Source organism: Falsiroseomonas oleicola (assembly GCF_019029495.1).
Classification (GTDB): domain Bacteria; phylum Pseudomonadota; class Alphaproteobacteria; order Acetobacterales; family Acetobacteraceae; genus Falsiroseomonas; species Falsiroseomonas oleicola.
Genome location: NZ_JAERQM010000001.1, coordinates 59,392 through 77,892, shown reverse-complemented (window position 1 = coordinate 77,892; position 18,501 = coordinate 59,392). Strand labels below are relative to the sequence as shown.

The following is an 18,501-nucleotide window of genomic DNA, read 5'->3' as shown; positions in this document are numbered from 1 at the left end:
CGAGGCTCCGCAATCGGCGCCAGATCGGGCATGATGGGGCGATGAAAGTCTACCTCGCCGGTCCCGATGTCTTCCTGCCCGATGCCGCCGCCATGGGGGCCGCCAAGAAGCGGCTTTGCGCCCGCTACGGGCTGGAGGGGGTGTTTCCCGCCGATCCGCATCCGGACGAGGTCATCGATGGTGCCCTCTGGTATGCCATCTATCGCCGCAACGAAGCCCATATGCGCGGCTGCGACGCGCTGGTGGCGAATCTAACGCCCTTCCGCGGCCCCTCCGCCGATCCCGGCACGGTCTATGAGCTGGGCTTCATGCGCGCCTTGGGTCGCAAGGTGATGGGCTACACCAATGACGCGGTGGATTTCACCGATCGCACCCTGGGCCTGATGGCCGCCCCGGCTCGCCGCAATGCCGCCGGCCGCTGGGTGGATGATGCGGGCATGGCGCTGGAGAATCACGGGCTGGCCGACAACCTGATGATCGAGGGCGGCATCCGCGCGGCCGGCGGGCTGCTGGTGCGCCGCCAGGTTCCGCCGGATGCGCGCTGGAGCGACCTTACCGGCTTCGAGGCCTGCCTGAAGGCGCTCGCCGGTTGACAGGGGCGCCAGCCTGCGTGGAGCCTGCATCCCAATAGCAGGAAGCCCTCCATGACCCTCCCGCCCGCCGGCCGGCCCACCATCAGCGGCACCCGCCACGCCATCAGCGCCGGCCATTACCTTGCCTCCGCCGCCGGCTTCGCCATCCTGGAAGCGGGCGGCAATGCGGTGGATGCGGGCTGCGCGGCGGGGCTCGCCTTGGGGGTGCTGCAGCCCGACCTGGTCAGCGTGGCCGGCGTCGCGCCGATCCTGATCCGCAAGGCGGACGGGACGGTGGAGAGCATCGCCGGCCTCGGCCATTGGCCGCGCGCCACGCCGCCCGATGTCTTCATGCGCGAACATGGCGGCAAGATGCCGCCCGGCGTGCGGCGCATGGTGGTGCCGGCCGCGCCGGATGCCTGGATCCAGGCGCTGTCCCGCCACGGCACCATGAGCTTCGGCGAGGTCGCCGCCGCCGCCATCCGCTTCGCTGGCGAGGGCTATGCCATGTACCCGCTGCTGCGGGAGAGCATCACGGCGCATGAGGCAGAATACCGCCGCTGGGCGCAGAACGCCGCCATCTTCCTGCCGGGCGGCAAGGTGCCGGTGATCGGCCAGAAATTCGTCCAGTCCGACCTGGCCCGCAGCCTCACCTATATGGTGGACCAGGAACGAGCGGCCGGCGGCGACCGCCAGGCCGGCCTCCAGGCCGCGCATGACGCCTTCTACAAGGGCGACCTGGCGCGGGAGGTGGTGCGCTTCGTCCAGGCGGAGGGCGGCTTCCTCGCGGCGGAGGACATGGCCGAGTACCGGTCCCGCATCGAGCCCGTGGTGGCGCGGGACTGGCGCGGCCATACGCTGCTGACCTGCGGCCCCTGGTGCCAGGGGCCGGCGCTGGCGGAGGCGTTGCTGATCGTGGAGCGCCTGGGCCTGGACGGGCTGGCGCATAATTCGGCCGACTATATCCACCGGATCGTGGAGGCGCTGAAGGGCGCACTCGCCGACCGTGAATACCATTTCGGCGATCCCGCCATGGTCGACGTGCCGCTGGAGCAGCTTCTGTCCGCCGGTCATATCGCGGCCCGTGCCGCCGCGATTGATCTGGCCCGCGCGCATCCCGGCCTGCCGGAAGCCATCCTCGGCCGCGGCAACGCCTTGCCGGAGGCCTGTGCGGAAGACCTGCCGAAGGTGGAGGCCGATACCTCCTACGTCGCGGTGGTGGATCGCTGGGGCAATGCCTTCAGCGCCACCCCCTCCGACGGGTCCTGGAACGTGCCCGTGGTGCCCGGCACTGGCCTGGTGATTTCGGGCCGCGGCACGCAGAACCGGCCGGACCCGAGCCACCCGGCGGGCGTCGCGCCGGGCAAGCGGCCACGCCTCACGCCGAATCCGGCCATGGTGGTGACCAGGGAGGGCGGGGTGATGCCCTTCGGCACGCCGGGCGGCGACGTGCAGATCCAGGCCATGCTCCAGGTCATGCTGAACATCCTGCATTTCGGCATGGAGGTGCAGGAGGCGATCGAGGCGCCGCGTTTCGCCAGCTATTCCTTCCCCTCCTCCTTCGCACCCTATGAGTACTTCCCGGGTCGACTCGCGGTGGAATCCCGCATCCCGGCCGAGACCCGCGCGGCCCTGGCGGCGATGGGGCATGAGGTGAAGGACTGGCCGGACATGACCTGGCTGGCCGGCAGCGTCGAGGTGGTGCTGGACGACCGGGAGGCCGGGCTGAAGCGCGCCGGCGCCGATCCGCGCCGCCCGGCCTATGCCATCGCCATATGAGGATCCCGCGCCGGACCCTCCTGGCCGGACCCGCGCTGATCGCGGCGCCGGCCCGCGCGCAGTCCGGCGTGGTCGACCTGCTGCTGGTGCTGGCGGTGGATGCCTCCGGCTCCATCGACGCCGATGAATTCGCCCTGCAGCGGGACGGGATCGCGGAGGCGATTGTCCACCCGGCCGTGCTCGGCGCCATCCGGTCCCGCCCGCAGGGGGTGATCGGGGTGGCGATGGTGGAATGGGGATCGCCGGGCGGGGCGGCGACGGTGGTGGACTGGATGCGGGTGGCCGATGCCGCCAGCGCGGCCGCCGCCGCCACCGCGCTGCGCGACGCCCCGCGTTCCCGCCAGTCCTACAACGCCCTCGGCGATGCCATCCTGCATGCCACCGCCCTGATCGCCGCGGCCCCCTGGCGGGCGGAGGCGCGGACCATCGACGTCTCCGGCGACGGTCCCGACATCCGCAGCCTGACCCCGGCGCCGGAAGCCCGCGATTTCGCCGTGGCGCAGGGCATCGTGGTGAACGGGTTGGCGATCGAGGCCAGTTCCGCCTGGTCCGGTGGGCGGCTGTCCGCGGCCTATGAGCGGGATGTCATGGGCGGCCCGGGCGCCTTCGTGATGCGGGCGGAGGACCGGCGGGACTTCGCCAGGGCGCTGCGCGCCAAGCTGGTGCGGGAGGTGGCGATGCATCCGGGTGGGGCAGCACACGCCCATGCCACAGGCAGGAACGGCGCCGAACCGGCCTGGGAAGCCCCTCGCGCCCCTTCCCAGGCGGCACCATTTCGCCCAAGGTCTTCTTCAAGACAGGGAATTCTGGACTCTCAAGGTGACTGAAACCGGCCGCGCATTCGACGAGATGCATGAAGATGGCGCCGTGCGCCCCGCCTATGCCGGCATAGCTGCCTGGCTCCAGGCGCATGGGCTGGAAGCCCTGGCGGCGAAGCGGACGGAGGCGGAGGCCCTGTTTCGCCGGGTCGGCATCACCTTCGCCGTCTATGGCGAGGGGGGCGACCCGGAACGGCTGATCCCCTTCGACGTCATCCCCCGCATCCTCGCCCGCAGCGAGTGGAACCGCCTGTCGCTCGGCCTGACGCAGCGCGTGAAGGCGCTGAACATGTTCATGGCCGATGTCTATGGGAAGCAGGAGATCCTCGCCGCCGGGCTGATCCCGAAGCCGCTGGTGCTGGAGAATGAGGCCTATTGCCCGCCGATGCAGGGCTTCCGGCCGCCGGGCGGCATCTACAGCCATATCTCCGGCATCGACCTGGTACGCACCGGCGCGGATGATTTCTACGTGCTGGAGGACAATTGCCGAACGCCCTCCGGCGTCTCCTACATGCTGGAGAACCGGGAGGCGATGCTGCGGCTGTTCCCGTCGCTCTGCGCCAATCATCGCCTGGCGCCGGTGGGCCACTACCCGGAAGACCTGCTGGAAACGCTGAAGGAAGCCGCGCCGCCGAACTGCAAGGGGGAGCCCAGCGTCGCCATCCTGACCCCCGGCCATTTCAACAGCGCCTATTACGAGCATTGCTTCCTGGCCGATGAGATGGGTGTGGAGGTGGTGGAGGGCGCCGACCTGTTCGTCGAGGACGACGTGGTGTTCATGCGCACCACCGCCGGGCCGCGCCGGGTGGATGTGCTGTATCGCCGGCTCGATGACGACTACCTGGACCCGAAGGTGTTCCGCGCGGACAGCATGCTCGGCGTGCCCGGCCTCTTCGCCGCCTACCGCGCCGGCAATGTCACCCTGGCCAATGCGCCGGGCGCGGGTATCGCCGACGACAAGGCGATCTACCCCTTCGTGCCGGAGATGATCCGCTTCTACCTCGGCGAGACCCCCTTGCTTCAGAACGTGCCGACCTTCCTCTGTGAGCGGGAGGAGGACCGCGCCTATGTGCTGGCCCATATCGCGGAGCTGGTGGTGAAGCTGGCGCGGGGCTCGGGTGGCTACGGCATGCTGATCGGGCCGCACAGCACGGCGGAACAGCGCGCGGAATTCACCCGCCGCATCCTGGAACGCCCGGCCGACTACATCGCCCAGCCGACGCTGGCCCTGTCCACCGTGCCCTGCCTGGCGGGGGAGGCGGTGGCACCGCGCCATGTCGACCTGCGGCCCTATGTGCTGACGGGCAAGGAGGTGCGGATCGTGCCCGGCGGGCTGACCCGCGTGGCCCTGCGGGAAGGTTCGCTGGTGGTCAATTCCTCCCAGGGCGGTGGCACCAAGGACACCTGGGTGGTGGAGGACGGACCCCTGCGCGGCCAATCGCAATCCCAGTCCCAATCCGGCGGCGGCAGCCAGTCCCAGTCCCAGTCGGGGGGCTGATCGCATGCTCTCCCGTACCGCCGAAAGCCTCTACTGGATGGGCCGCTACACGGAGCGCGCCGGCAACCTCGCGCGCGGCATGCAGGTGGCGCTGCGCATGGCCGGGCTGGGGGAAAGCCTGGTCGCGGTGGATGGGCAGGAGGATGAGTGGCAGAGCCTGCTCGTCGCCGCCGGCGCCGAGCCGGGATTCCGCGAACATCATGGGGAGGTGGGCGGCGAGGCGGTGATCCGCTGGCTGGCGCTGGACCCGAAGAACCCCTCCTCCATCGCCAATTGCATCGAGGCGGCCCGTGGCAATGGCCGCGCCGTGCGCACCGCCCTGACCGTCGATATGTGGGAGGCGCTGAACGACACCTGGCGCGAAATGCGCCTGCTGGCGCCCACAGCGACGGAGCCTGACCGGCTGCCGGGCTTCCTCGACTGGGTCCGTGCCCGCGCCCATCTGTTCAACGGCGCGGCGGCGGATACCATGCTGCGCGACGAGGGCTGGCTGTTCGTGCATCTCGGCGTGATGCTGGAACGTGCGGACAATACGGCGCGGCTGCTGGATTCCAAGCATCTGGCGCTGGCGGGGCCGGGCAGCGAGGGGGCGGTGGCCTATGCCCAGTGGCAGGCGCTGCTGCGCTCCGTCTCCGCCCTGCGGTCCTTCCAGTGGCTGTATCACACCAGGCTACGGCCCGATCTGGTGGCGGAGCTGCTGGTGATGCGCCAGGAATTGCCGCGCTCATTGATTTCCTGCCATGGCCGGGTGCAGCGCGTGCTGGAAGGCATCGCCCAGGCCACCGGCGGCCGGCGCGGCGACCCGCAGCGCATCGCGGCGGAAATCCAGGACCGCCTGGCCAAGGGACGCATGCCGGATATCCTGGCGGCCGGGCTGCATGACTGGCTGACGGCGCAGATCGACCGGAACATCGAACTCGGCCATGCGATCCATGGGCTCTACCTGACCAGTTGATCGTAAGGAGGGCGGCATGCCGGCGACATCGCGTTGCGCGCCCTGGGGGCAGATGACGGCATGACCTATTGCGTCGGGCTTCTGCTGGATGCCGGGCTGGTGATGCTGTCGGACACCCGCACCAATGCGGGCGTCGACAACATCTCCGTCTTCGGCAAGACTTCTGTTCAGGAGACGCCGGGCGAGCGTGCGCTGGTCCTGCTCACTGCCGGCAACCTCGCGGTGACCCAGGCGGTGTGGAACCGCCTGCAGGAAGGCGTGAAGTTGGAGGGGGAGGTGCTGACCCTGGCCTCGGCGCCCGGCATGTTCCGCGCCGCCCAGCTGGTGGGCGCCGCGGTGCGGGAGGTGTTCGAGGCGGATGGGCCGGGGCTGCGCGCGCAGGGCGTGGGCTTCGATGTCTCCATCCTGCTCGGCGGGCAGATCGGCAGCGCGCCGCCGCGGCTGTTCCTGGTCTATGCCGCGGGCAATTTCATCGAGGCGACGGCCGACACGCCCTTCCTCCAGATCGGCGAGCACAAATACGGCAAGCCGATCCTGGACCGCGTGCTGAGCCCGGCGACGCCGCTGGCCGATGGCGTGACGCTGGCGCTGATCAGCATGGACAGCACCCTGCGGTCCAACCTGACGGTGGGCCTGCCGATCGACCTGACGGTGATCCGCCGTGATGCCCTGGCGGTTTCACTGCGCCGGCGCATCACCGAGGATGATTCCTACTTCGCCTTCCTGCGCCAGCGCTGGTCGGAAAGCCTGCGTGAGGCCTATCAGGCGCTGCCGCGACCGGATTGGCTTGGGTAGAGCGTGATGACTTGAGGTGGAATCACCGAAGAGTCTGAAACACGCGATCAGGTCGAAGGCGCGGCGCTTCAATCCGCCACGATGCCAAGCTCCCGCATCCGTTTCCACAGCGTGGTGCGCGAAATTCCGAGCCGCCGCGCCGCCTCTGCCCGATTGCCACCGGCATGCTGGAGCGCCTCGGCAATCGCATCCCGGGTCGCGTCATTGATCGCGGCGCCGAGGCGTGAGGACCCGGCCGGGCTGTCGCCTTCAAGGCGGCGTTCCGGGAACAGATCGGCGGGTCCGATGTCATCCCCATCCGTCAGCGCCACGGCGCGTTCGATACGGTTGCGGAGTTCCCGGACATTGCCCGGCCATTCATGGTCCGCCAGGCTGGCCAGCGCCGTGGGCGTGAAATGGCGCGCGCCGAGACCGAAGCGCGTCACGGCCTCGGCCAGCAGGCGCTCCGCAAGCCAGGGCAGATCCTCGGTGCGGTGCCGCAGCGGCGGCACCTCCACCGGAATGACGTTCAGGCGGTAGAAAAGGTCTTCCCGGAAGCGACCCGCCCGCACCTGGGCCGCAAGGTCCGCATGGGTCGCGCAGACCAGCCGCGCGGCGAAGGGCCGCTCCGCCGCGGCGCCAAGCGGCAGGAAGCGTCGCTCCTGCACCAGCCGCAGCAGCTTCGCCTGCAGATCGAGGGAAAGCTCGGCGATTTCGTCCAGCAGCAGCGTGCCCGCACCGGCACGTTCCGCAACGCCCGCCTGACGCGATACCGCGCCGGTGAAGGCGCCACGCTCATGGCCAAACAGCGTGCTCTCGGCAAGGTCGCGCGCGATGGCGGCGCAGTTCAGCGCCACGAAGGGTTCGTCGGCGCGTGCCGAGACGTCGTGCAGGAAACGCGCCGCGACCTCCTTGCCGACGCCGGTCTCGCCGGACAGCACGATGGGCGCATCCACCCGTGCCGCCTTGCGGATCAGCGCCTCGACCTCGCGCATGGCGACCGAGATGCCTAGGGAAGGTCCGGCCGCTTCCATCCGCTGTGGGGCGGGGCTTTCCGCCATCGCGGCGCCCAGCGCCTCCACCAGGCGGTCCACGTCGACCGGCTTGGTCAGGTAGTCGCGCGCCCCGGCGCGCACCAGCCGCACGGCCTGCGCCACTTCGCTGAAGGCGGTCATGAAGACGGCGGGCAGCGCGCCGAGATCGGCCACCAGGCGCAGATAGACCGCCTCGCCCGACATGTCCGGCAGGCGGATGTCGCTCACCACCGCATCGGGGCGCAGGGCCGCCGCCTCGCGCAGCGCCTCGGCCCCTGTCGCGGCCAGGCGCGGGCGGAAGCCCTCGAGCCGCAGCCGCTGGACCAGCGCCGGACCCAGCACGGGATCATCCTCCACCACCAGAACCACCTTCGGCCCACTCACGCGCCCACCTCGCCGGCATGCGGGGCGACCAGCGGAATCGCCAGCCGGATCGCGGTGCCGCCCGCCGGTCGCTCGGTCACCGAAGCGCGGGCATCGAGATTGCCCAGAAGCGAGACCACGACGCTGAGCCCGAGGCCGCGGGCGCCTGGTTCCGAGGCGACACCGGCCGAAAGCCGCCCCGCCTTGGCCGGATCGAGGCCTGGACCTTCATCGATGATCTCGCACAGCAGCTCGCCATCCACGATCCGGGCCTGCAATCCCACCACCCCCTGCGGCGGCGTCGCGGCGCAGGCATTCAGCAGCAGGTTCAGCAGCACCTGGCGAACCCCGCCGGCGCCGAGGCCGATGGCGCCCTGTGGCAGGTCCAGTTCGAAGACGACCGCCACACCGCGGCGCTCCGCCGCCGGGCGCACCAGATGGCGTAGATCGTCGAAGTCCGCGCGCGTCAGCGGCCGGTCATCGGCGGGCCGGTAGGCATCGAGCGTGCTGTTCACGATCCGCTCCAGTGCCGCGATGCCACGTTCGAGGAAGCCGAGCGATTCCTCGCGCACCTCCGCCCGGTCACCGAAGCGCCGCAAGGTGGATACGGCCGTGGCCAGGCCGCCGAGGGGGTTGCGCACCTCATGCGCGACGGTCGCGGCGAGTTGGCCGAGGGCTGCCATCTGTTCGCGCTCGGCAAGGACCGCGGCCAGTCGCTCCCGCTCCTGCACGCCATCGGCCATGCGGTTGTAGGCGCGCAGCACATGGGCCGTCCGTGGGTCGGCGCCGGCGACCAGCGCCTCGGGCAGCCGGGCAGGGGGGCGGTGTGCGCCCTCGGACAGTTCCTGCACCAGCATGCGCAACGGGCGACCCAGGCGGCGAAGGACCAGCCCGGTCAGCAGGGCGAAGGCCCCGGCCAGCAGCAGGTCGACCGCGACAACGGTCAAGGCCAGCCGCTGGCGCGCGGCCAGGATCGGTGCCACGTCGAGCGCGGCGACGAGCGAGCCGAGCGGCCCGGTGGATTGCTCCACGCGACGGCTCACCCAGGCAACGCCGGCCTTGGCGTCGATCCGCCACAGGGATCCCGTCAGGGTCTCGGCCGGAGGCTCCGGCAGGTTCGGGTCGCCGTGCCGCGCCAGCAGCCGGCCATCGGCGCCGTAGGCGAACAGCCCCCGCTCCGCGACCCCGTATTGCTCGCTGAAGGCGCGGGTGAAGCGTGATGCGATGTAGTCGGGGTCGCGCATCTGCAGCCCTGGCCGCACACTTGCGACAAGCCCGTCGAGATAGACCTGCCCGATCTCCTGAAGCTGCCGGTCTGCCTGGCGGTTCGTGACCTGCAGGGCGAGCTGGGTGGTGCCGACAGCCACGACGAAGACAACCAGCCCCGCCGCCGCCGGCAGCCGCAATGCGGGCGGCAGGATCGGACGGTGCCCGGGCCTTGGGCCGGAAGAGCCAGGGTCGGGGCCTGGGTCAGGCGTTGAGGCCGTCGTCATGACCCGGTCGGTTCCAATCCCACTCCAATCCTGCCCCGCGATGCGGGCCTTTCCCAGCGCCCAACCCCGATTGATCCCTCAGGGCAAAAGGACGAGGGGTACGCTCTCCGCAGCGGTTTCGAAGGCGCAGTTGCGGATGCTGTCGAAGAACCCTCCGTAACGCGTCGAGAGGCAGGACACCACCGCCGCGTCGAAGCAGGCAAGCCGCGCCGACAGATCATCCGCCTCGAAATCCAGATCGATCGGCGCCATCACCGCGACGCGCCGCCCATGGTCCCGCAGAAGCTCCGCCTGCGTCTCGACCATCTCCCGCACCCCGCGACGGTCGTCAGCGACCGGCAGGATGGAGACGGGCGCCGAGGACCAGAGCCCCGAACGCAACAGCCCCGCCGCCAGCCGCCCGCATCCGGGGGATGAGTCGACGATGAGCAGCACGCCACGGATCGAGGTGGGGCGCCGCCGGACCCGCAGGACAGGCACGATGTGCGCCGCGGCCAGCGTCGCCGCCGTTTCATGGCCCGGGCTGCTCTCCGCGCCATGCGGTCCGATACCCGCCGGCACGATGACCAGGTCCTGCCCCGCCAGAAGCCGGACGAGGTCTTCGGATGCGGCTTCCTCATGCCGCGCCATGGTCTCGACCTCGGGGTTCGCGGCGGCGATCTCCCGGAATTCGGCCAGCGCCGTGGCCGCGGCTTCCCGCATCTGGGACCGGCTGCGTGAGGCGAGCCACTCGGCCCAATAGGCACCCCCGACCGGCAGCGGCCCCCGCCAGCGGCGCGGCTCCAGCCCAGCCCCCGAGAGGCCGAGCACCTTGGCGCCATGCGGCCGTGCCAACTCCACCGCCATGGCCGCCGCCTCGCGTTGCGCCGGACCGCCGCCAAGACCGAGAAGGATACGCCGGAGTGGCATGAGCGTGGTGCCCGTGCGGTCATGGAGCATCGGCTCGACCGGGTGTTGGGCCTGCGGGAGGGGGATCGCGGTGGCCTCCTGCCGAGGTCGAGGCCTGGCGGGGGATGGCGCGCGCGGCATCGGCTGGGGAGATGCGATGGGCCTGGATGCGGGGTCGAAGATGTGGCGCTGCAGGATGCCGGCCAGGGCATCGGCCTGGCTCGCGGCGCCAAGCGGCGCGCCGGAGACATAGGCGGCCCGGCCCAGCGCATGCGATGCGAGCGGTGCCGTCAGCACCAGGAAGACAACCGCCCCGAGCGTGATGAGGATCGCGCCCGTTGTCCCGAAGGTGAGGCCGGCGCCGAGCAGCAACAGCCCGGCGCCCGCGACGCCCGCCTTGGCGGCCGCGTGCATGCGGCTGAAGGGGTCGGGCAGCCGTGCCACGCCAAGCGCGGCCAAGGCGACGACGGAAGCGCCGGCAAGAAGCAGGAGCGCGGCGACAATCTCGATGATGGCGGTCATTGGGCGGTCCTTTCGATCGGAGACCGCTCGACCGTCTTCGTGTCGCGGCGCTCCAGCAGCCGGGCAAAGGCAATCGCGGCCAGGAAACCGACGAGCGCAATGCCGAGCGCAATGGCAAGGAAAGCGGCGTCGCCGGCGATCACCGCGGTGAGCGCGGCGAGACAGGCGCCGAGCAGGCCGAGCATGTCGGTGGCGATGGCACGATCGGCCGAGGATGGGCCGGCCAGCAGGCGCCAGGCGACGGGGACGACACCCAGTGCCGCGATGACCGCCGCCAGCGCGGCCGCCCATGGAACGATACCCGTGGTCATGGCAGTACCTCCTGCACGCGGGATTCGAGGCTGGACTTCATGTCGGCGACCGCGGCTTCCCGGTCCGGCGCATCGAGCATATGGACGTAGAGCGTTCGTCCGTCGGCCGAGACGTCCAGGCTCGTGGTGCCGGGCGTCAGCGTCACCATGTTGGCGAACAGCACCGTGCCGGCCTGCGAGCGGACATCCAGCGGCACGGCCACGATCGCCGGGCGCAGCCGCGCCGTTGGTCCAAGAACCGCGCGCACCACGGCGACGGTGGATTTGGCGAGTTCCGTGATGAAGGTGAATGCAACGCGCATCCATGCCAGCGTGAGCATCATGGGACAGCCTCCGTAAGCTGGACGGGATTGGCGCCAAGCACCGCGGCGATGTAGCCCTCGCGATCGAGCAGGCCCTCGGCCGCCGTGATGGAGAAGGCGGCGAAGGGCTCGGTCCACAGGCCGATCGTCAGCGTGACGCCGCAGAGCAGGATGATCGGCGCGAAGGTCGCGACGCGTTGCGCCAGGCTCCAGGCGAATGGCGGCTCGGGCGCCGCATCCGGCCTGGCCTTCCAGAACGCCTCGTTCCAGATCTTCACCATGGAGTAGAGCGTCAGCAGCCCGACCGCGAGCGCGACGAAGGCCAGCACATAGGCCTCCGCCTCCAGGCCGGAGCGGATGACGACCAGCTTGCCCCAGAAGCCCGAGAGCGGCGGGATGCCGGCCAGCGACAGCGCCGGGATGAGGAAGGCCAGACCCAACAGCGGCCGCGCGGCGTAAAGACCGCCGAGGCGCTTCAGCGCGAAGCTCCCGCCCACCTGCCGCATCGCGCCGGCGACCAGGAACAGGTTCGCCTTCACCACGATGTGGTGGACCACGTAGAGCACGCTGCCGGCGATCGCGAGCGGCGTCATCAGCGCCACGCCCACCAGCATGTAGCCGATCTGGCTGATGATGTGGAAACTCAGGATCCGCCGCACATCGTAGTGCATCGCGGCCCCCAGCACGCCCACCACCATGGTCGCCATGGCGATGATCCCGAGCAGCGGCCCGAACAGGGCCTGGTCATGCGCGAAGACCAGCGTGAAGATGCGGATGATGGCGTAGACGCCGACCTTCGTGAGCAGGGCCGCGAAGATCGCCGCCACCGGCATCGACGCGGTGTGGTAGGACGCCGGCAGCCAGTTGAACAGCGGGAAGACCGCGGCCTTCGCACCGAAGGACACCAGCAGCAGCACGCCCACCGCGGCCAGCGCGCCCTGGTTTTCGATATCCGGCGCCACGCGCGCGATATCCGCCAGGTTCAGCGTGCCCGTCAGCCCATAGACCAGGCCAACGGCCAGCAGGAAGAAGGTGGTGCCGACCAGGTTGAGCATGACGTAGCGGATGCCGCCATCGATCTGCTCCCGCGTGCGATCCAGCACGAGCAGGCCGAAGGAGGCGATCAGCATCACCTCGAACCAGACATAAAGGTTGAACAGGTCGCCGGTCATGAAGGCGCCGGTGACGCCCATCAGCAGCGCGTGGAACAGCGGCTGGAAGCCGGCGCGGTCACGTTCCTGCGCACCAGGGCCCATGGCATAGACCGCGACGACAAGGCCCATGAGCCCGGTGATCGCCAACATCGCGGCGGCCAGGTGGTCCACCACCAGGGAGATGCCGAAAGGCGCGGGCCAGTTGCCCATCTGGCCGACCAGCATGCCGCCGGAGATCACCTGCGCCAGCAGTGCCAGGGTGGCCGCAAACAGCGCGACCGCGGCGAAAAGCCCGACCGCGCGCTGCACGCCCGGCCGCATCCACAGCAGCGCCGTGACGGCGCTGGCCAGAAGCGGAATCAGGATCGGCGCGACGAGAAGCATCTGGCGCATCACGCGGCCTCCCGCCGTGCCGGGATGGAATCCTCGGGCGGGGACGGAGCCTGCGTTGCTGGCTCATCCGGCGCCTCCGCCGCGTCCATGTCCTCGGCATGGACGCTGCCGAACTCGGCATGGGCGCGCATCACCAGGACCAGGGCGAAGGCCGCCAGTCCGAAGCCGATGACGATCGCCGTCAGCACCAGGGCCTGCGGCAGCGGGTTCGCCGCATCCGCGGTGAGCGCCAGCGCGCCATATTCGACCAGCGGTGGCGTCATCGTGCCGATCCGGCCCGCGGCGAAGATCGTGAGATTGGCGGCGTTGCCGAGCAGCACGAAGCCGAGCAGCACCCGCGGCAGGTCACGCGCCAGCAGCAGATAGGCGGCCGCGGCAACGAGTACGCCGATGGTCAGTGCGAGGGGCGTCTCCATGTTCTCAGTCCTCCGCCACAAGAGCGAAGACCATCGCCGTGATCGTGCCGATCACCACGAGGTAGACGCCGACATCGAAGATGAATGCGGTGTTCAGCGGCAGCTTCACCGGCAGATCCGGGAACCACCAGCGATGCGTCAGGTAGCCGGCCGAGGGATCGAGCCAGGCCAGGAATCCGCTGCCCGCCGCCAGCAAAAGGCCAACGCCGCACCAGGAAGCCGGTGGCAGGCGCATGACGGCGAGGGCCGCCGTCTGCCCGCGCGCCATCGCGAAGAACACCAGGCCCGAGGCGGCCACCAGGCCACCGACGAAGCCACCGCCCGGCGCGTTGTGCCCGCGCACCAGCAGGTAGAAGGAGATCACCAGAGGCACCCACAGCAACAGCGGCGCCGAGACGCGAAGGATGAGGGAGGCATGCATCGGCTCAGTTCCCCCTGCGGAGCGGGCGCGCGACGCCGCGCAGCAGCGCGATGACGGCGAAGGCGGCAATGGCGAGGACGGCGATCTCACCCAGCGTGTCGAGCGCGCGGAAATCCACCAGGATGACGTTCACCACGTTCTGCCCATGGCCGCCCGGCACGCTGTTCTGCCCGAACCAGTCACCGAGCCTCGGGTCGAAGGGGGCGGCGAGGACGGCGAGCAGCAGCAGCGCCACGGAGCTGCCCATGACCACCGCGACCACCGCGTCGCCGGATCGCTGGCGGGTGGTGCGGGTGTCCCGGCCATGGACCGGCAGGCGCAGCAGCACGGTCGCCAGGATGACGACGAGCAGCACCTCGACCGTGAACTGCGTCAGGGCGACGTCGGGGGCACCGAAGGTCAGGAAGACGATCGCCGCCCCGAAGCCCACCAGGCCCAGCGCCATCACCGCGGCGAGGGTGCCCCTTGCGATCGCGGTCGCCACCGCGCCGGCGGCGATCATCCCGAAGGCGAGCGCGCGCGGATCGAGCACCGGATCCGCCGGCCATGCCGCACCATCATAGGCAATGAGCACGACAAGCGGACCCAGCGCCGCCACCAGAAGCAGCAGCCGGATATAGCCGCGCAGGCTGCCATGCTGGACCATCGCCGTGGTGGCTTCGGCGCAGGCAACGATCCCGGCCAGCGCACGGTCATAGCCATGGCCGGGGCCGAACCGGTCCAGCGCCCGGGAGGCTTGCAGCCCACGCATCAGACGCGGCCAGAACAGTGTCAGCAGCGCCCCGAGCAGGACGGTGACGACGCTCAGCGCCAGGATGGGCGTGAAGCCGTGCCACAGCGCCAGATAGGTGGTGGGCGGATGACCGAGGATGGAGGCGGCTGCCCCATCCAGCAGCCAGCCGCCGAGCAGCGACGGCGCCAGCCCCGCCAGCAGGCCGAACGTCGCCAGCACGACCGGCCCTGCCAGCATCGCGATGGGCGGATCATGCGGCGCCTTCGGCGTCGCAGGCCGCGCACCGAAGAAGATCCGCCAGGACAGCAGGCCGGCAATCGCCACGCCGGCTGTATTCACCAGGAAGGCGCCCAGGACGATCAGCCCCGCCCCGCCATCCGCCGCGACCGCCGCCTCATAGACGATCTCCTTGCCGACGAAGCCGAGGAAGGGCGGCAGCCCGGCCATCGACAGGGCCGCCAGTACCGCGGCCGCGGCCGTCCAGGGCATGACCCCGCGCAGCCCGCCCAAAGCGGAGGCGTCCCGCGTGCCCGTCTCATGGTCCAGGATGCCGGCGGTGAGGAACAGCGCGGCCTTGTACAGGGCGTGGACCGTCAGGAAGGTCACGGCCGCCATTGCCGACAATTCGGGCGCGAGGCCGAGCAGCATGGTCAGCGTGCCCAGCGCCGTGACGGTCGTATAGGCCAGCACGCGCTTCAGATCGGTTTCGCGGAAGGCGAGGACCGCGGCGACCAGCGCTGTCAGCAGCCCGGTCCAGGTCAGCAGCCCCTGCCAAAGCGCCTCGTCGCCATAGACCGGGCTGAAGCGTGCCAGCAGGTAGATGCCGAGCTTCACCATCGTGGCGGAGTGCAGATAGGCGCTGACCGGCGTCGGCGCGGCCATGGCGTTCGGCAGCCAGAAGTGGAACGGGAACTGCGCCGACTTGGTGAAGGCGCCGAGGATCACCAGCAGCATCGCCGGCACGGCCGCCGGATGCGCCAGCACCGCCTCCCGCGCCGCGATGATGCCGGTGAGGCTGGTGGTGCCCGCCGCGATGGCGACCAGGATCAGCCCGGCCAGCAGCGCCAGCCCGCCGCCGCCCGTGATCAGCAGGGCCTGAAGAGCGGCCTTCCGCGCCTCCAGCTTCTCGTGGTCATAGGCGACGAGGAAGAAGGAGGTGAGGCTCGTCAGCTCCCAGAAGATGAACAGGGTGATGACATCATTCGCGGTGACGGAACCGAGCATCGCCACCATGAAGACCAGCAGCAGCACGACCAGGCGCGTGAGCCGCGGATCACCCTTGAGGTAGCTTCCGGCGTAGAGCAGCACGAGGGTGCCGATGCCGGTGATCAGCAGCGCGAACAGCGCCGCGAGACCGTCCAGGCGAAGCCCGCCCGAAACGCCCAGCGAAGGCACCGCCCAGAAGGCGGCGGAGACGGGCGCGCCCCCGGCCAGGCCGAGATACAGCGCGAAGCATACCGCCGCCGTGGCAGCCCCGACCGGCGCGGCCTGTGCTGGTCGGAGGCATGCCACGACGATCGCGGCGGCGATGCCGAGGAGGAGGGGAAGCAGAAGGATGAGTTCGGGCGCGTGCATGGTGTTGCGGTGATCGCAACTGCCATGCCAGAGATAAATATGAATTACATCAGCGGTTTAGTGGGAATTTTCTATTGGAAACGTCAACTGCGGTGAACGCCGCTGAACACCGGCGTTCAGGAAGGTGAACGTTCTGGACTGTTGATATAGCGACATGAACGGACGCGCATGCGGGGCGGCCCGGATTGGCACGTCCATCGAAGACGTGCCGCGCGAGGTCGATCCGACACAGGCTACTCGGCCGGTTCCAGGGCTGGCTGATGCGCCGCGATCATGCGCGCCAGCATGCGTCGCATCAGCACGCCGGGGCGGTCGCTGGGCATGTTCATCTCGATACCCGTCTGGTCCAGCGGCACGTCGTAGTCGGTGCTTTCCAGGATGTCGCGATCCTCATCGGTGACGATGCGGTCGAAGGCGATCACATCGGCGGCCTTGGCCTGTTCCTCCGTGTCGTTGCGGAAGACGAATTGCACGACCATGGAGGTGCCATCGTCGATCGGCGTGGCGCAGGTGACGATGGAGTGGCTGAGGCCATTCGGATACTGGATGCGCAGCTTGCGCAGGAAGGGCGCGTACCAGCGGCCGCGCATATGGCGGACGGTGGTGTCGCTTTCCATGTTGAGGACCTTCTTCTGGATCTCGGGATTCCGCACCGGAACCTCCGTGATCATCATGAAGCCGTCCTCGTGTTCCTCGATCTCCAGCCTGGCGGGTTCCGGATGCCCCTGGTCGCCAAAGCTCGTCCGGTGGACGAAGGCGAAATGGGCATTGTCGAAGCTGTTCTCCATGAGCCTCAGACCCGCACAGGTCCAGACCTCATAGAATTCGTCGATACGCCGAAAGCCGAGGCCCTCCTCCTCGAAATCCGGCAGGGGGTAGATCGGGTCTTCCAGTGCCACCCAGACATGGCCGTAGCGGATCTCGGCCTGGTAGGCGGGCACGCGCATATTGGTGGCGCCCTGCCGGTCCACCGGCCGCTGCGGCACGCGCATGACGCGGCCATCCGCCGCGAATTCCCAGCCATGATAGCCGCAGGCGAGCCGCCCGGAGGTGTAGAAGCCCTTCGAGAGTTTCGCGGTGCGATGACAACAGCGGTCATCCATCGCCGCGGGTTTGCCCTCCCCATCCAGCCAGATCACCAGGTCCTGGCCGAGCAGGCGGAACGGCTTCGGGCCCTCGGACAAGTGGCCGACCGGCATCACCGGGTACCAGAATCGGCGCAGCAGCGGCGTGGCGGTGGCGAGCATCCGAGCGGTCCCTCGTGGCGGGTCAGGGCAGCCAGCGTGCAAATCCAGACCGGCGGATGCAAGCGCCGCGATCCGGGATACCGCCGAAAACAGCTCATGCCATCGCCATTCCGCCTAATTTTCCAGCAGATTCGGGCTGGCGCGCCGAGGCTTCGGGCAGAACGCCCTTCCATCCCCCGCGCCCGTCTTGCTACAGCGCCGGCAATCACAACGCCGGGACCGTCACGATGCGCCGTCGCCACGCTCTTGCCCTGATCGGCTCTGCCCTCGCCACCCCGGCGGTCCATGCACAGTCGCTGACCAATGTGCGCTTCACCCTGGACTGGGCCATGCAGGGGCCCCAGGGCGCCTTCGTGCTGGCGCTGGACAAGGGCTACTTCCGCGAGGTCGGGCTGAACGTCACCATGGATCGTGGCTTCGGGTCCGGCGACGTGCCGGTGAAGGTCTCGGCCGGCGCCTATGATGTCGGCGTCGCCGACCTGTCGCCCACCATCCGCATGAAGCTGGAGCGGCCGGACAGCGACCTCTTCACCCCCTTCATCATCCACGACGCCACCGCCCTGGCCGTGATGACCCTGCGGCGGGAGAATATCCGCACCCCGGCCGACCTGGTGGGCAAGACCCTCGCCGCGCCGGAATCGGATGCGGGCCGCCAGCTTTTCCCCGCCTTTGCCAAGGCTGCCGGCATCGACCCCGCCTCCGTCCGCTGGCAGAGCGTGACGCCGCAGCTGCGCGAGCCGATGCTGGTGCAGGGCCGGGTGAATGCCATCACCGGCTTCATCACCTCCGGCATCTTCTCCCTGCGCGGGCTGGGCGTGGCGGAGCAGGACATCGTGACGATGCTGTTCAGCGATGTCGGCGCGAATTTCTTCTCGACCTCGCTGATCACCACGCGCCGCTGGGCGGCGGCCAATCCGCAGGCCGTCACAGGGCTGATCCGCGGCCTGGTCCGGGCGCAGTACGACAGCCTGCGCGACCCGGACGCCACCATCGCCAACCTGCGCCGGCGCGAGCCGCTGACCGACGTGGCGCTGGAGACGGAACGCCTGCGCATGGCGCTGGACCGCCTGACCTTCACCGCCCATGTGCGCCAGAACGGCTTCGGCCAGGTGGACATGGCGCGGCTGCAGCGCAGCATCGATGCGGTGCGGGAAGCCTTCGCCATCTCGCGCCCGCTGCCGGCCTCCGATATCTACGACCCCTCCTACCTGCCTGCCGCTGCCGATCTCCGGCAGTCCTGAGGCGTCTTCTGA

17 protein-coding genes are annotated in these 18,501 nt (G+C 69.7%); 7 read left to right on the top strand and 10 right to left on the bottom strand.

Annotation, left to right across the window (positions count from 1 at the left end):
• Positions 1-41 precede the first annotated feature (41 nt).
• Genes JJQ90_RS00345 through JJQ90_RS00320 form a run of 6 tightly spaced genes read left to right on the top strand, consistent with a single transcriptional unit; the run spans position 42 to position 6,417 of the window.
• Positions 42-593: a nucleoside 2-deoxyribosyltransferase gene (locus JJQ90_RS00345; RefSeq protein ID WP_216872491.1), complete on the top strand. Its 552-nt coding sequence runs from the start codon at positions 42-44 to the stop codon at positions 591-593.
• 51 nt (positions 594-644) lie between these two features.
• Positions 645-2,351: a gamma-glutamyltransferase family protein gene (locus tag JJQ90_RS00340; protein ID WP_216872490.1), complete on the top strand. Its 1,707-nt coding sequence runs from the start codon at positions 645-647 to the stop codon at positions 2,349-2,351.
• Entirely contained in the window at positions 2,348-3,178 is an 831-nt protein-coding gene (locus JJQ90_RS00335) for a DUF1194 domain-containing protein (protein WP_216872489.1), read from the top strand. Before JJQ90_RS00340 ends, JJQ90_RS00335 begins: the two co-directional genes overlap by 4 nt.
• Positions 3,171-4,667: a circularly permuted type 2 ATP-grasp protein gene (locus JJQ90_RS00330; RefSeq protein WP_457851875.1), complete on the top strand. Its 1,497-nt coding sequence runs from the start codon at positions 3,171-3,173 to the stop codon at positions 4,665-4,667. The genes JJQ90_RS00335 and JJQ90_RS00330 overlap by 8 nt, the downstream gene beginning before the upstream one ends.
• Before the next feature lie 4 nt (positions 4,668-4,671).
• On the top strand, positions 4,672-5,622 hold the full coding sequence (locus tag JJQ90_RS00325; RefSeq protein WP_216872488.1) for an alpha-E domain-containing protein: 951 nt from the start codon (positions 4,672-4,674) through the stop codon (positions 5,620-5,622).
• A 60-nt stretch (positions 5,623-5,682) separates the two neighbouring features.
• The gene (locus JJQ90_RS00320; protein WP_216872487.1) at positions 5,683-6,417 is read left to right on the top strand and encodes a proteasome-type protease; all 735 of its coding nucleotides are present in this window, start codon (positions 5,683-5,685) and stop codon (positions 6,415-6,417) included.
• A gap of 68 nt (positions 6,418-6,485) precedes the next feature.
• On the opposite strand, the gene JJQ90_RS00315 is transcribed toward JJQ90_RS00320, so the two are convergent.
• The 10 genes from JJQ90_RS00315 to JJQ90_RS00270 form a co-directional block, all read right to left on the bottom strand.
• Positions 6,486-7,814 (bottom strand): sigma-54-dependent transcriptional regulator, encoded by a 1,329-nt coding sequence (locus tag JJQ90_RS00315; RefSeq protein WP_216872486.1) that lies wholly within the window; start codon positions 7,812-7,814, stop codon positions 6,486-6,488.
• A complete protein-coding gene (locus tag JJQ90_RS00310) occupies positions 7,811-9,286 on the bottom strand; it encodes a sensor histidine kinase (protein ID WP_216872485.1) in 1,476 nt (491 codons plus the stop codon). The genes JJQ90_RS00315 and JJQ90_RS00310 overlap by 4 nt, the downstream gene beginning before the upstream one ends.
• A 78-nt stretch (positions 9,287-9,364) precedes the next feature.
• A complete protein-coding gene (locus tag JJQ90_RS00305) occupies positions 9,365-10,696 on the bottom strand; it encodes a monovalent cation/H(+) antiporter subunit G (protein WP_216872484.1) in 1,332 nt (443 codons plus the stop codon).
• Entirely contained in the window at positions 10,693-11,007 is a 315-nt protein-coding gene (locus JJQ90_RS00300) for a monovalent cation/H+ antiporter complex subunit F (RefSeq protein ID WP_216872483.1), read from the bottom strand. Before JJQ90_RS00300 ends, JJQ90_RS00305 begins: the two co-directional genes overlap by 4 nt.
• Positions 11,004-11,330 (bottom strand): Na+/H+ antiporter subunit E, encoded by a 327-nt coding sequence (locus JJQ90_RS00295; RefSeq protein WP_216872482.1) that lies wholly within the window; start codon positions 11,328-11,330, stop codon positions 11,004-11,006. Before JJQ90_RS00295 ends, JJQ90_RS00300 begins: the two co-directional genes overlap by 4 nt.
• Positions 11,327-12,856 (bottom strand): Na+/H+ antiporter subunit D, encoded by a 1,530-nt coding sequence (locus JJQ90_RS00290; protein WP_216872481.1) that lies wholly within the window; start codon positions 12,854-12,856, stop codon positions 11,327-11,329. Before JJQ90_RS00290 ends, JJQ90_RS00295 begins: the two co-directional genes overlap by 4 nt.
• Positions 12,856-13,272: an NADH-quinone oxidoreductase subunit K gene (locus JJQ90_RS00285; protein WP_216872480.1), complete on the bottom strand. Its 417-nt coding sequence runs from the start codon at positions 13,270-13,272 to the stop codon at positions 12,856-12,858. The genes JJQ90_RS00290 and JJQ90_RS00285 overlap by 1 nt, the downstream gene beginning before the upstream one ends.
• Before the next feature lie 4 nt (positions 13,273-13,276).
• The gene (locus tag JJQ90_RS00280; RefSeq protein ID WP_216872479.1) at positions 13,277-13,693 is read right to left on the bottom strand and encodes an MnhB domain-containing protein; all 417 of its coding nucleotides are present in this window, start codon (positions 13,691-13,693) and stop codon (positions 13,277-13,279) included.
• Positions 13,694-13,697: 4 nt separating this feature from the next.
• The gene (gene mbhE / locus JJQ90_RS00275) at positions 13,698-16,001 is read right to left on the bottom strand and encodes a hydrogen gas-evolving membrane-bound hydrogenase subunit E (RefSeq protein ID WP_216872478.1); all 2,304 of its coding nucleotides are present in this window, start codon (positions 15,999-16,001) and stop codon (positions 13,698-13,700) included.
• 233 nt (positions 16,002-16,234) lie between these two features.
• Positions 16,235-17,248 (bottom strand): aromatic ring-hydroxylating dioxygenase subunit alpha, encoded by a 1,014-nt coding sequence (locus JJQ90_RS00270; RefSeq protein ID WP_216872477.1) that lies wholly within the window; start codon positions 17,246-17,248, stop codon positions 16,235-16,237.
• Between the two features lie 227 nt (positions 17,249-17,475).
• Between JJQ90_RS00270 and JJQ90_RS00265 the strand changes: the two genes are divergently transcribed.
• Positions 17,476-18,489, top strand: a complete 1,014-nt coding sequence (locus JJQ90_RS00265) for an ABC transporter substrate-binding protein (RefSeq protein ID WP_216872476.1) — start codon at positions 17,476-17,478, stop codon at positions 18,487-18,489.
• Positions 18,490-18,501 lie beyond the last annotated feature (12 nt).

Excerpts from the sequence above, each read along its gene's own strand:
- JJQ90_RS00345 (WP_216872491.1), top strand. The coding sequence starts at position 42 with ATGAAAGTCTACCTCGCCGGTCCCGATGTCTTCCTGCCCGATGCCGCC.
- JJQ90_RS00340 (WP_216872490.1), top strand. The coding sequence starts at position 645 with ATGACCCTCCCGCCCGCCGGCCGGCCCACCATCAGCGGCACCCGCCAC.
- JJQ90_RS00335 (WP_216872489.1), top strand. The coding sequence starts at position 2,348 with ATGAGGATCCCGCGCCGGACCCTCCTGGCCGGACCCGCGCTGATCGCG.
- JJQ90_RS00325 (WP_216872488.1), top strand. The coding sequence starts at position 4,672 with ATGCTCTCCCGTACCGCCGAAAGCCTCTACTGGATGGGCCGCTACACG.
- JJQ90_RS00320 (WP_216872487.1), top strand. The coding sequence starts at position 5,683 with ATGACCTATTGCGTCGGGCTTCTGCTGGATGCCGGGCTGGTGATGCTG.
- JJQ90_RS00310 (WP_216872485.1), bottom strand. The coding sequence starts at position 9,286 with ATGACGACGGCCTCAACGCCTGACCCAGGCCCCGACCCTGGCTCTTCC.
- JJQ90_RS00305 (WP_216872484.1), bottom strand. The coding sequence starts at position 10,696 with ATGACCGCCATCATCGAGATTGTCGCCGCGCTCCTGCTTCTTGCCGGC.
- JJQ90_RS00300 (WP_216872483.1), bottom strand. The coding sequence starts at position 11,007 with ATGACCACGGGTATCGTTCCATGGGCGGCCGCGCTGGCGGCGGTCATC.
- JJQ90_RS00295 (WP_216872482.1), bottom strand. The coding sequence starts at position 11,330 with ATGATGCTCACGCTGGCATGGATGCGCGTTGCATTCACCTTCATCACG.
- JJQ90_RS00290 (WP_216872481.1), bottom strand. The coding sequence starts at position 12,856 with ATGCGCCAGATGCTTCTCGTCGCGCCGATCCTGATTCCGCTTCTGGCC.
- JJQ90_RS00285 (WP_216872480.1), bottom strand. The coding sequence starts at position 13,272 with ATGGAGACGCCCCTCGCACTGACCATCGGCGTACTCGTTGCCGCGGCC.
- JJQ90_RS00280 (WP_216872479.1), bottom strand. The coding sequence starts at position 13,693 with ATGCATGCCTCCCTCATCCTTCGCGTCTCGGCGCCGCTGTTGCTGTGG.
- mbhE (WP_216872478.1), bottom strand. The coding sequence starts at position 16,001 with ATGCACGCGCCCGAACTCATCCTTCTGCTTCCCCTCCTCCTCGGCATC.
- JJQ90_RS00270 (WP_216872477.1), bottom strand. The coding sequence starts at position 17,248 with ATGCTCGCCACCGCCACGCCGCTGCTGCGCCGATTCTGGTACCCGGTG.
- JJQ90_RS00265 (WP_216872476.1), top strand. The coding sequence starts at position 17,476 with ATGCGCCGTCGCCACGCTCTTGCCCTGATCGGCTCTGCCCTCGCCACC.